The following is a 12,375-nucleotide window of genomic DNA, read 5'->3' as shown; positions in this document are numbered from 1 at the left end:
GTGGCGACAACGCCTCAGGGATCACTCCACTTCGTTGTCAGAGCGGCCCTGGCTCTCGATGGCCTGGATGTTGCTGAGGGTGGTGTCGGCGATGGCGTGCAGCGCCTCCCGGGTCAGGAAGGCCTGGTGACCGGTGAACAGCACGTTGTGGCAGGCAGACAGGCGGCGGAAGACGTCGTCGGTGATCACCTCGTTGGACTTGTCCTCGAAGAAGAGGTCTTCCTCCTCCTCGTAGACGTCCAGCCCCAGGGCGCCGATGCGGGAGGTCTTGAGGGCCTCGATGGCGGCGTTGGAGTCGAGCAGGCCGCCCCGGCTGGTGTTGATGATCATCACCCCGTCCTTCATCTTGGCGAAGGCCTCCTTGTTCAGCAGGTGATAGTTCTCCTTGAACAGGGGGCAGTGCAGGCTGATGACATCGGACTGGCGGAACAGAGTATCGAGATCCACGTACTCGGCGCCCAGATCGATGGCCGCCTGGTTCGGATAGGGATCGCTCACCAGCAGGCGCATGCCGAACCCCTTGAGGATGCGCAAGGTGGCGATGCCGATCTTGCCGGTGCCTATGATGCCGGCGGTGCGGCCATGCATGTTGAAGCCGACCAGCCCCTCCAGGGAGAAGTTGGCGTCCCGGGTGCGCTGATACGCCTTATGGATGCGGCGGTTGAGGGTCATCATCAGGCCCACCGCATGTTCGGCAACGGCCTCGGGGGAGTAGGCAGGCACCCGCACCACCTTGAGTCCCAGCTCCTTGGCAGCGGCCAGATCCACGTTGTTGTAACCGGCGCAGCGCAGGGCGATGACCCTGGTGCCGTACTGCGCCAGCTCGGTCAGCACTTCGCGGTCGGCATCATCGTTGACGAACAGGCAGACCACGGGGAAGCCGTGGGCGAGACGGGCCGTCTTGGCCTCCAGCCGCACGTCGAAGAACTCCAGATCGAAACCGTACTGGGTGTTGGCCTGGTGGAAATGTTCCTTGTCGTAGCTCTTGGTACTGAAAACGGCGACTCTCATGGTGCGCTCTCCGTAGATAATGATGTGGTTAAATTACAACAAATAGTGACCGTCATCACGGGATAAGTGGTGCTGTTTCAACCCCAGGGCATGATGGGGACGGCACTCACCGCACTCTTGTACGAACCATCCACCAACTTGGTGCTGTAAGTCAGATAGACAAGGGCATTGCGCTTCTCGTCGTAAAAACGCACCACCTTCTGCTCCTTGAACACCAGCGAGGTGCTGACATCGAACACCTCTTCCCCCGCCTTCAGCTTGGTGGGCAGGGTGATGGGGCCGATCTGGTGGCAGGAGAGGGAGGCGTGGGAGGGATCTTCCGCCAGCCCAAGGCCACCCTTGACGCCGCCGGTCTTGGGGCGGGCCAGATAGCAGGCGACACCGGCGATTTTCGGGTCGTCGAACGCCTCCACCAGGATCTTGTGGTTGGGGCCGAGCAGCTTGAAAGCGGTGCTCACCTCGCCGACGGGATCTGCCTTGTCGGCCAGCACCGGGCCGGCCATCAGTGCCCCCAGCAGCAGGGGCAGGGGGCGAGCAAGGGTCTGAAGATGTCTCATGGTCTCTCCTGTTGGCCTCCCTCAGAAAGGGATGCCCAAACGACGATAGAGGCTGGCCAGCACCCAGGCGGGGCCTACCAGCAGAAATTGCAGGTCGGTGAGAAAGGAGGGGCGTTTCCCCTCGATATGGTGACCGACGAACTGGGCTATCCAGAACAGCACGAACCCGATGAGGGCAGGCCACAGCAGCGGCCCCTGCCAGACGTGGCAGAAGGCCAGTCCCAGGGCGGTCAGGGCCGTCATCCCCGTAAAGATCGTCAACGACAGCCGCAGGTAGAAGACCAGCACCGGGATGGCCGCCAGCCCCGCCCAGTTGAGGGACGCTGGCAGGGGACCGGCGGGCAGGCACCAGAGCAGTGCCAGGATGCAGAGGTAGATGCCTGGCACCGCCACCTTGTGGATGGCCACATTGACGGGGTGTTGATGGCTCTGGCCGTAGTCGCGAAACCAGTCATCCAGTCGTTTCATGGCACCTCCCTGGTGCGCGTATTGAGGCCGGGCGACCTCGCGTTCCTGTGCGTCTGCGGCGGGCTGCGCCCACCGGATGGGATGACCCGCGGCTGATCACGCTCCCGGCGGCGGATATTCTCAACGCCGGATATTGTGTCCGTTTACTCCTGCGACGGTGGATATTCCCAATATTGGGCCGGAATGCTTTTGAGCAAGGGGGTCATGTCGGGATTGGGCAGGGCGATGGTGACTCTCTGCTCCAGATTGGCGCTGGCCAGGGCCTCGCGGATCTTGGGGTTCTCCCGAAAGAACGCCATGAAGCTGCCGTCGGCATAGGCACGCTCGAGGCCGGTCTGGATCGCCTTGGCCAGCTTCGGCGACTCCGGGCTGACGAAGAAGAACTCGGCGAAGGGGTAGCGGATCAGCAGGTGCTGATCGATCACCAGGTTGGGATATTGTGCCGCCAGCTCGCTGCGTTCGGCGAAGATTTCCACCAGGCCACGGGGGAAGAAGTCCAGCTTGTCGCCGTCATTCATCAGGCGAAACAGGTTGCTGTAGCGCCCGGCATAGGTGGGAATGCCTGCCAGTTCCAGGATCTTGTTGTCGGCCCAGCCCACCCCCTGTGCGGCTTTCAGTTTCTTGAGGTCTGCCAGGGTGTTGATCTGGTTGAACCGCTCCTGGGCATCGGCGTGGATGAAGGAGAGGCGCAGCCCTTCCAGGCCACGAAACAGCGGGATTGGTACTGCGGTGAGGGAGGATTCCAGCGCGCTGGAGGTACCCATCCAGAACACATTGATGACCTTGCCCTTGGCAAGCGCCTGCTGGAGGCTGTACTGGTTGAGATTGAGGTCGACCCGCTCCAGCTTGTAGGGCTGCCCGGCGTGGTTGAGCGCCAGTTCCAGCAGCTTGAGCTGGTATTCGTTGTCGAGATCGTTGATCGGTCGGCTGGGGACCTTGACGGTGAGCGTCTGTGCTTGTGCCAGCAATGGCAGGCACAAGCACAGCCTGATGAGCCATTTCACGCTTTGATCTCCTGTAGGATCCGGGACTTGCCCGGAGTCTAACAGAAGTTGTCACGCTCTTGCTGTGAAAGGGGCCGGGGATCACCCGGCCGCGTCATCTTCGGGCATGACCTGCCCTGTGCCCGGCTCGTACCGAGGCCGGGCTTGTTCGCCGTATCAGGCGACGCGACGGAACACGTGAGTGTCGTTGAATTCCTTGGTGCTCTGGCATTCAACACAGAAGCGGGACTCGGGACGGGCCTGCAGCCGCTTGAGAGAGATCTCGTCGCCACAGGATTCGCAATAGCCGAAATCCCCTTCATTGATGCGCTTCAACGCCCCTTTCAGCTTGCGCAGGTGCAACTTGTCGTGCTCGATGCGGTTCAGCTCCAGGCGACGGGCCTCCTCGACACTGGCACGGTCAATTTCATCCGCCATCTCGTTGGTATCGGTGGCGATAGCCTGGCTGGCCTGGGAGTTGAGACGTTCTTCGAGCTCAAGGATTTGTCGCTCGATCTGGCCTTTGTAGAAGGTCAGTTGGTCTTCTGTCATGAAATCACACATACGGTTTGCTACCAGTCAGTTTCCCAATGTTACCCATTGATGGGGGCTGTCTGTCGTCAGACCAAGCCCTTGTATCCCGTTTTGCACCAAATCCATGCAGGAGAGTGCAAATCAGGGCGGGCCTTGTACCAAAAAAATGCAGACATGCAAAGGAAATTGGATAAGGAGTGTGCGCCCTTGCAAAGAAATGGGCCTTCTCCGACAGGGTCTGACTGAGTATCGAACGAGATCCCGCCGCCGTTGGCATCGAGCTTGCAGTGGGCTGATCGTGACACAAAGTGTTTAGTATTTGGTGCCGCGCTGGTCATTATACAGGCCGTTGTTTATAGTTTTTTAAACACCGCTGCTTGACAAAGGCCTTTATCACGGGCTTTTATGGTGTGGTCGATTACATTTTCTTAACAAGGGTGTTCCTTATATTAGACACCCTTGACAATGGCAACCGTAAAGTCGGGGTTTAACATGGACAGTATCAAGGGCTGGATGGAGAGCAATCGCATCACGGAAGTGGAGTGCCTGTTTCCGGATTTCACCGGCAATGCCCGAGGCAAGATCATTCCAGCCAACAAGTTTCTGCGCGAGGGGGGCATGCGGCTGCCCGAGGTCATCTTCACCCAGACGGTGACCGGCGAGTACCCGGATGACGACAGCATGATAGACCCGCTGGAGCGGGACATGCAGCTCTATCCCGATCCCAACACCATTCGTTTCGTACCCTGGGCGCTGGAGCCCACCGCCCAGGTGATCCACGACTGCTTTGACGTCAACGGCAAGCTCATCGACATCGCTCCCCGCTCCGTGCTGCGCCGGGTTCTGTCATTCTACGAGAAGCAGGGCTGGAAGCCGGTGGTGGCGCCGGAGCTGGAGTTCTACCTGGTGACCCGCAACGAAGATCCCGACTATCCGCTGGTACCGCCGGTGGGCCGCAACGGCCGCCCGGAAACGGCCCGCCAGTCGTTCAGCATCGATGCGGTGAACGAATTCGACCCCATCTTCGAGGACATGTACGACTACTGCGAGGCCCAGGAGCTGGAGGTGGACACCCTGATCCACGAATCCGGTGCCGCCCAGATGGAGATCAACTTCCTGCACGGGGATGCCATCGATCTCGCCGACCAGGTGTTTCTGTTCAAGCGCACCATGCGCGAGGCCGCCCATCGCCACGGCATCTATGCCACCTTCATGGCCAAGCCCATGAGCAACGAACCGGGTTCCGCCATGCACATCCACCAGAGCCTGGAAGACATGGATGGCAACAACCTGTTTGGTACCAGCGAAGGGGGCAACTCCGATCTGTTCATGCATTTCATCGCCGGCCTGCAGAAATACACCCCGGCAGTGACCGCCCTGCTGGCGCCGAACGTCAACTCCTACCGCCGCCTCACCTTTGGCGAGAGTGCGCCGCGCAACGTGCAGTGGGGGGTGGAAAACCGCACCTGCGGCCTGCGGGTACCCTTCTCCGAACCGAGCGCACGTCGGGTCGAGAACCGCTTCGCCGGGGCCGATGCCAACCCGTATCTGGCCCTGGCCGCCACCCTGGCCTGCGGCTACCTCGGCATGCTGGAGAAGCTGGAACCCATGCAGGAGATGAAGGCGAGTGCCTATGACCTGCCCTACAGCCTGCCCCGCTCGCTGGAGGAATCGCTGAGCCACCTGGAGCAGTGTGAACCCATCAAGGACATGCTGGGGGAGCGCTTCATCCGCGCTTTCGTGGCCGTCAAGCGCAAGGAGTACGAGACCTATTTCGGCGTGATCAGCCGCTGGGAACGGGAATTCCTGCTGCTGAACGTCTGATCTGTCCCCGGGGGAGGCGAGGTCTCTCCCCGTCATATCGCAAGCAAGGGGCCGAAGGCCCGTCTCGCGGCGGCGCCCGCGACCCGGAAGGCACCGAGTAAAGGTGAGGCCCGCTCCCACAATGGAGAGGGGGATCACCTGCAATCAACTGGCGACGATGTTCGCCCCACGGAAAGGCATCGAGCAGGCAAGAGAGTGCCAGCCCCGTGAATGGCAGTGACCGGGCAGGCCATCCGAGCCCTCATGAATGGCGACAAGATTCGCCGAATCGAAGGAACCGAGGAGCAAGCAATGCAGCACACCACCCGTGAGTGGCAGCAACTGGAAGCCAGCCATCATCTGCATCCGTTTACCGATTTTCAGGCCCTGAACAAGAAGGGCAGTCGCATCATCACCAAGGCCGAAGGCGTCTATCTGGAAGACTCCGAAGGCAAGCGCATTCTGGACGGGATGGCAGGTCTGTGGTGCGTCAACATGGGCTACGGCCGTCAGGAGCTGGTGGATGCCGCCACTCGCCAGATGCAGCAGCTGCCCTACTACAACCTTTTCTTCCAGACCAGCCACCCCCCTGCTGCCGAGCTGGCCACCCTGCTGGCCGAGATCACGCCTTCCCACCTCAACCACGTCTTCTTCACCGGCTCGGGTTCCGAGTGCAACGACACCGTGCTGCGCATGGTGCGCCATTACTGGGCCAGCAAGGGACAACCTGACAAGCAGGTGATCATCAGCCGCCACAATGCCTATCACGGCTCCACCGTGGCGGGGGCCAGTCTGGGCGGCATGAAGGGGATGCACGCCCAGGGCGGCTTGCCCATTCCGGGCATAGTACACATCGACCAGCCCTATCACTTCGGTGAGGGAGAGGGCATGAGCGCCCACGAGTTCGGTCTGGCCCGTGCCCGCCAGTTGGAAGAGAAGATCCTGGAGCTGGGGGTGGACAAGGTAGCCGCCTTCATCGGCGAGCCTATCCAGGGTGCGGGGGGAGTCATCATTCCCCCCGAGAGCTACTGGCCCGAGATCCAGCGCATCTGCGACCAGTACGGCATCCTGCTCATCGCCGACGAGGTGATCTGCGGCTTTGGCCGCACCGGCCACTGGTTTGCCAGTGAAGGTTTTGGCATCAAACCCGATCTCATGTGCCTGGCCAAGGGCATTACCTCCGGCTATCTGCCGATGGGCGCCGTGATGGTGGGGGACAGGGTCGCCAGGGTGCTGGTGGAAGAGGGGGGGGAGTTCAACCATGGCTTCACCTATTCCGGTCATCCGGTCGCCTGCGCCGTGGCCATTGCCAACATCCAGCTTATGCAAAGGGAGAGCATAGTTAAGCGAGTTCATGATAGTATCGGCCCCTATTTGCAGCGCCGCTGGGCTGAGCTGGCGGACCATCCGCTGGTGGGGGAAACCCGTGGAAAAGGCCTGGTCGCCGCGCTGGAAATAGTGCAGGACAAGCAGACGAAACGTCGCTTCCCGGCCGAGCTCCATGCCGGGATGACCTGTCGGGAGTTCTGTTTTAACAATGGCTTGGTGATGAGGGCTGTCGGCGATACCATGATCATATCGCCCCCCTTGGTGATCACCGAGGAACAGGTGGATGAATTGGTCAAACTGGCCAGGCTCAGTCTGGACCTGACGGCTGCAAAGCTGCGGGAATAGGCGGGAACCGGGCAGGTTGGCTTACGCATACAATTTGCTTAGGAGACAAGGACTATGTCTTTTAAAAAGGGAATGATGGCTGCTTCCGTGGCGCTGGTCATGATGAGTACCGGGGCGATGGCCGACGAGAAGGTGCTGCACGTCTACAACTGGAGCGACTATATCGCGCCGGATACGCTGGAAAACTTCCAGAAGGAGACGGGCATCAAGGTGGTCTACGACGTGTTCGACAGCAACGAAGTGCTGGAAGCCAAGTTGCTGGCAGGCAAGTCGGGCTATGACATCGTCGTACCGTCCAACCCCTTCCTGGCCAAGCAGATCAAGGCAGGTGTCTTCCAGAAGCTGGACAAGTCCAAACTCTCCAACTGGCAGAACCTGGACGTCGACCTGCTCAAGGCGCTCGAACCGAGCGATCCGGGCAACCAATACTCCATCCCTTACCTGTGGGGCACCATCGGCTATGCCTACAACGCCGAGAAGGTGAAGGCCGTGCTGGGGGCCGATGCCCCGGTGGACTCCTGGGATCTGGTGTTCAAGCCGGAGAACATGGCCAAGCTGAAGGAGTGCGGTGTCTCCTTCCTCGACTCGCCGACCGAAATGCTGCCGGCCGCCCTGCAATACCTGGGCTTCAAGCCGGACAGCCAGAAGCCGGATGAGCTGAAGAAGGCAGAGGCGTTGTTCCTCTCCATCCGTCCCTATACTGCCTACTTCCACTCCTCCAAGTACATTTCGGATCTGGCCAACGGCAACCTGTGCGTGGCGGTCGGTTACTCCGGTGACCTGCAGCAGTCCAAGGCGCGTGCCGCCGAGGCCAAGAACGGTGTCAGCCTGACTTACACCATTCCGAAAGAGGGGGCAGGCAGCTTCTTCGACATGATCGCCATCCCGGCGGATGCCAAGAACGTCGAGGCGGCCCACACCTTCATCAATTACCTGATGAAGCCGGACGTGATCGCGAACATCACCAACGTGGTGCAGTTCCCGAACGGCAACAAGGCGGCCACGCCGCTGGTGGACGAGGCGATCCGTACCGACCCGGGTATCTACCCGACGCCGGATACCCTCAAGAAGATCTACACCTTCCCGGATCTGCCGGCCAAGGTGCAGCGTCTGATGACCCGCAGCTGGACCAAGATCAAGTCAGGCAAGTAAGAGTGACGAGTACCCCTCCCGGTCCGCAGTTCGGCCGGGAGGGTGGTGACCACCCGACAGGTTGGACGGCGCGTATGGATGCGCGACTGGCAAAATCACACAAATGAGGACTGATAAGTGCACATGACCAAGATGGCAACGCTGGCCCTGACCCTGGGGTTTGCAAATCTGACCCAGGCAGCCCCTGTGGTTCATTTTTACAACTGGTCCGATTATATCGGCGAGACCACCCTCAGTGACTTTCAGCAGAAGACCGGGATCAAGACCGTCTACGACGTGTTTGACTCCAACGAGACGCTGGAAGGCAAGCTGCTGACCGGACGCACCGGCTACGATCTGGTCGTGCCCTCCAACAATTTCCTGGCCAAGCAGATCAAGGCGGGGGCCTTCCAGAAGCTGGACCTCACCCTGCTGCCAAACCTGAGCAACCTGGACCCCATGCTGCTCAAGCAGCTCGAGAAGGTGGATCCGGGCCATCAGTACGCCGTGCCCTACCTCTGGGGCACCAACGGCATCGGCTACAACGTCGACAAGATCAAGGAAGTGCTGGGTGTCGACAAGATTGACTCCTGGGCGACCATCTTCGAGCCGGAAAACATGAAGAAGCTCTCCCAGTGCGGCGTGGCCTTCCTCGATTCGGCGGACGAGATGATCCCGGCTGCCCTCAACTACCTGGGGCTCAACCCCAACAGCCATGAGCCGGCGGATATCAAGCGGGCCGAAGAGCAGCTGCTCAAGGTGCGCCCCTATGTGGCCTACTTCCACTCCTCCAAGTACATCGGTGACCTCGCCAACGGCAACATCTGCGTGGCGGCGGGTTTCTCCGGCGACATCCTGCAGGCGGCGTCCCGGGCCGAGGAGGCGGGCAAGGGGATCAATATTGCCTACAGCATCCCCAAGGAGGGTGGCAATCTCTGGTTCGACATGATGGCGATCCCGGCCGATGCCACCAACGTGAAAGAGGCTCACGCCCTGATCAACTACATTCTCGAACCGCAGGTCATCGCCAAGGTGAGCGACTATGTGGGTTACGCGAACCCGAACATCAAGGCGGGAGAGTTCATGGACAAGGCCGTGCGCGAGGACGAGTCTGTCTATCCCCCCCAGGCGGTGCTTGAGCGTCTGTATGTGCAGGAAGCACATCCCCGCTCGGTGCAGCGCCTGATCACCCGGAGTTGGACCAAGATCAAATCCGGAACCTAACCTTGGCGCCCATCCCGGGGCGCCAGATTGTATTGATGGATCGGCCCAGGCCGGAATCACCTTTGGGAGTTTGGTAATGGCGATAGCCTCCAGTGCCTACAAGAAAGCCCTCGAGGGCAGCCAGCAGCGTAAAGAAGTGCTGGTCAAAATAGACAGGGTAAGCAAGCAGTTCGACGAAACGCTGGCGGTCGACAACGTGTCTCTCAACATCCACAAGGGCGAGATCTTCGCCCTGCTGGGTGGGTCCGGCTCCGGCAAGTCCACCTTGTTGCGGATGCTGGCCGGGTTCGAGCGACCCACGGAAGGACGGCTGTTCCTCGACGGCGTCGACATTACCGACATGCCGCCCTATGAACGCCCCATCAACATGATGTTCCAGTCCTACGCCCTGTTCCCCCACATGACGGTGGCCCAGAACATCGCCTTCGGCCTCAAGCAGGATGGCCTGCCCAAGGCGGAGATCGATGCCCGGGTGGAAGAGATGCTCAAGCTGGTGCAGATGACCCAGTACGCCCGCCGCAAGCCGCACCAGCTCTCCGGTGGTCAGCGTCAGCGGGTGGCCCTGGCCCGTTCCCTGGCCAAGCGTCCCAAGCTGCTGCTGCTGGACGAGCCCATGGGGGCGCTGGACAAGAAGCTGCGCTCCACCATGCAGCTCGAGCTGGTCGAGATCATCGAGCGGGTGGGTGTGACCTGCGTCATGGTGACCCACGATCAGGAAGAAGCCATGACCATGGCCGAGCGGATCGCCATCATGCACCTCGGTTGCATCGAGCAGATCGGCAGCCCGATGGACATCTACGAGACCCCGGCCAGCCGGCTGGTGTGCGAGTTCATCGGCAACGTCAACCTGTTTGACGGCCTGCTGGTGGAGGATGAGCAGGACCACGCCATCATCGCCTGTGCGGATCTGGAGCAGCCCATCTATGTGGGTCACGGCATCAGCTCCCGGGCGGAGAACAAGAAGGTCACCTATGCCCTGCGTCCGGAAAAACTGCTGATGAGCCTGCAAAAGCCGGAAGAGATCGAGCATCCGGACTTCAACTGGACCAAGGGCGAGGTTTATGACATCGCCTATCTGGGCGGCCATTCCGTGTATCACATCCAGTTGCCCTCGGGCAAAATCGTTCAGGCTTTCATCGCCAATGCCGAACGCCACGGCAAACGGCCGACCTGGGATGACCAGGTGTTCCTCTACTGGGAAGATGACAGCGGCGTGGTGCTGCAATCATGAAGGCATTGAGACGACTCAAACAGGTGGGAGGGCGGCAGCTGGTCATCGGCATCCCCTTCTTCTGGCTGTTCCTCTTCTTCCTGCTGCCCTTCATCATCGTCGTGAAGATCAGCTTCGCCGAAGCGGACGTGGCCATCCCGCCCTACACGGACGTGGTGAGCTGGGCAGACAATCAGCTCACCATACTGCTCAACCTGGGCAACTACCTGCTGCTGCAGGAGGATGAGCTCTACATCGCGGCTTATCTTGGGTCCCTCAAGATAGCCCTGGTCAGCACCCTGCTCTGCCTGTTGATCGGTTATCCCATGGCTTACGCCATTTCGCGGGCCAACAAGGAGACCCAGACCGTTCTGCTGCTGCTCATCATGATGCCGACCTGGACGGCGATCCTGATCCGGGTCTACGCCTGGATGGGGATCCTCAGCAACAACGGCCTGCTCAACAGCGTCCTGCTGGGCATCGGGGTGATCGACGAACCGCTGCAGATCCTCAATACCAACCTGGCGGTCTATATCGGCATCGTTTACTCCTACCTGCCGTTCATGGTGCTGCCGCTTTATGCCAACCTGGTCAAGCACGACCAGAGCCTGCTGGAGGCGGCCTCCGATCTGGGTGCCCGCAACCTGACCCGGTTCTGGCAGATCACGGTGCCACTCTCCAAGAACGGCATCATCGCCGGTTGCATGCTGGTCTTCATCCCGGTGGTGGGCGAGTTCGTCATCCCCGAGATGCTGGGTGGCCCGGAGACCCTGATGATCGGCAAGGTGTTGTGGCAGGAGTTCTTCAACAACCGTGACTGGCCGGTGGCCTCCGCCCTGGCGGTGGTGATGCTGGCAGTGCTGATCATTCCCATCATCCTGTTCAACCGCAACCAGGCCAAAGAGCTGGAGGGCAAGGCATGAGACGTTTCGGTTTTGCCAAGCTGATGCTGTGGCTGGGGCTGCTGTTCATCTACCTGCCCATGATCATCATGGTCATCTACTCCTTCAACGCCTCCAAGCTGGTGACGGTGTGGGGGGGCTGGTCGCTCAAGTGGTACTTCGGCCTGCTCGACAACAAACAGTTGATCGGGTCCGTGTTCCGCTCCCTGGAGATCGCCTTCTACACCGCCATCGCGGCGGTGGCGCTGGGGACGGTGGCGGCCTTCGTGCTGACCCGGATCCCGCACTTCCGTGGCCGGACCCTGTTCGGCGGCATGGTGACGGCGCCGCTGGTGATGCCCGAGGTGATCACCGGTCTCTCCCTGCTGCTGCTGTTCGTGGCCATGGCCCAGCTGGTGGGTTGGCCCGCGGAGCGGGGCATGCTGACCATCTGGATAGCACATACCACCTTCTGTACCGCCTATGTGGCGATTGTGGTGTCGGCGCGGCTGCGGGAGCTGGATCTCTCCATCGAGGAGGCGGCCATGGACCTGGGTGCCAAGCCCTGGAAGGTGTTCTTCCTGATCACCATCCCGATGATCGCCCCGTCGCTGGCGGCGGGTGGCATGATGTCGTTCGCCCTGTCGCTGGATGATCTGGTGCTGGCGAGCTTCGTCTCCGGCCCGGGTTCGACCACCTTGCCGATGGAGGTGTTCTCGGCGGTGCGTCTCGGCGTGAAGCCCGAGATCAACGCCATCGCGAGTCTGATCCTGCTGTCGGTATCCCTGTTCACCTTCGGTAGCTGGTATCTGATGGCCCGGGCGGAGAAACGCCGCCGTGCCGAAATCGCCATGACCACCCAGATGCAGGCAGTTGCCTGACTTGCCCCGTGATAAGAT

At 60.7% G+C, this 12,375-nt stretch carries 12 protein-coding genes; 7 read left to right on the top strand and 5 right to left on the bottom strand.

Going from position 1 to position 12,375, the window contains the following annotated elements:
* Positions 1 to 21: 21 nt before the first annotated feature.
* The 5 genes from I6L32_RS06210 to I6L32_RS06190 form a co-directional block, all read right to left on the bottom strand.
* On the bottom strand, positions 22 to 1,011 hold the full coding sequence (locus I6L32_RS06210; RefSeq protein WP_010676065.1) for a 2-hydroxyacid dehydrogenase: 990 nt from the start codon (positions 1,009 to 1,011) through the stop codon (positions 22 to 24).
* Positions 1,012 to 1,088: 77 nt separating this feature from the next.
* Complete coding sequence (locus I6L32_RS06205) at positions 1,089 to 1,568, bottom strand: CreA family protein (protein ID WP_216944825.1); 480 nt, start codon at positions 1,566 to 1,568, stop codon at positions 1,089 to 1,091.
* A gap of 21 nt (positions 1,569 to 1,589) precedes the next feature.
* Positions 1,590 to 2,036: a DUF962 domain-containing protein gene (locus tag I6L32_RS06200; RefSeq protein WP_010676063.1), complete on the bottom strand. Its 447-nt coding sequence runs from the start codon at positions 2,034 to 2,036 to the stop codon at positions 1,590 to 1,592.
* 143 nt (positions 2,037 to 2,179) lie between these two features.
* A complete protein-coding gene (locus I6L32_RS06195) occupies positions 2,180 to 3,040 on the bottom strand; it encodes a hypothetical protein (protein WP_010676062.1) in 861 nt (286 codons plus the stop codon).
* A gap of 156 nt (positions 3,041 to 3,196) precedes the next feature.
* Entirely contained in the window at positions 3,197 to 3,583 is a 387-nt protein-coding gene (locus tag I6L32_RS06190) for a TraR/DksA C4-type zinc finger protein (RefSeq protein ID WP_010676061.1), read from the bottom strand.
* 462 nt (positions 3,584 to 4,045) lie between these two features.
* On the opposite strand from I6L32_RS06190, the gene I6L32_RS06185 reads away from it, so the two are divergent.
* From I6L32_RS06185 to I6L32_RS06155, 7 genes are all read left to right on the top strand, one after another.
* Positions 4,046 to 5,377, top strand: coding sequence for a glutamine synthetase family protein (locus I6L32_RS06185; RefSeq protein WP_010676060.1), 1,332 nt, complete (start codon positions 4,046 to 4,048; stop codon positions 5,375 to 5,377).
* A gap of 291 nt (positions 5,378 to 5,668) precedes the next feature.
* Complete coding sequence (locus I6L32_RS06180) at positions 5,669 to 7,030, top strand: aspartate aminotransferase family protein (RefSeq protein ID WP_042878608.1); 1,362 nt, start codon at positions 5,669 to 5,671, stop codon at positions 7,028 to 7,030.
* A 54-nt stretch (positions 7,031 to 7,084) separates the two neighbouring features.
* Positions 7,085 to 8,182 carry a polyamine ABC transporter substrate-binding protein gene (locus tag I6L32_RS06175; protein ID WP_029314872.1) on the top strand — a complete coding sequence of 366 codons (1,098 nt, stop codon included), beginning with the start codon at positions 7,085 to 7,087 and terminating at the stop codon, positions 8,180 to 8,182.
* A gap of 117 nt (positions 8,183 to 8,299) precedes the next feature.
* On the top strand, positions 8,300 to 9,385 hold the full coding sequence (locus I6L32_RS06170; protein WP_043153440.1) for a polyamine ABC transporter substrate-binding protein: 1,086 nt from the start codon (positions 8,300 to 8,302) through the stop codon (positions 9,383 to 9,385).
* A gap of 76 nt (positions 9,386 to 9,461) precedes the next feature.
* Positions 9,462 to 10,616 carry a polyamine ABC transporter ATP-binding protein gene (gene potA, locus I6L32_RS06165; RefSeq protein ID WP_010676056.1) on the top strand — a complete coding sequence of 385 codons (1,155 nt, stop codon included), beginning with the start codon at positions 9,462 to 9,464 and terminating at the stop codon, positions 10,614 to 10,616.
* Positions 10,613 to 11,518, top strand: coding sequence for an ABC transporter permease subunit (locus tag I6L32_RS06160; protein WP_010676055.1), 906 nt, complete (start codon positions 10,613 to 10,615; stop codon positions 11,516 to 11,518). Before potA ends, I6L32_RS06160 begins: the two co-directional genes overlap by 4 nt.
* Complete coding sequence (locus I6L32_RS06155; RefSeq protein WP_010676054.1) at positions 11,515 to 12,357, top strand: ABC transporter permease subunit; 843 nt, start codon at positions 11,515 to 11,517, stop codon at positions 12,355 to 12,357. The genes I6L32_RS06160 and I6L32_RS06155 overlap by 4 nt, the downstream gene beginning before the upstream one ends.
* The last annotated feature ends 18 nt before the right edge of the window (positions 12,358 to 12,375 follow it).

The organism is Aeromonas sp. FDAARGOS 1402, from assembly GCF_019046925.1.
In the GTDB taxonomy this organism is placed as follows: Bacteria; Pseudomonadota; Gammaproteobacteria; order Enterobacterales; family Aeromonadaceae; genus Aeromonas; species Aeromonas caviae.
Note: the sequence above shows the minus strand (reverse complement) of the source record. Positions and strands in the feature narration are given on the sequence as shown.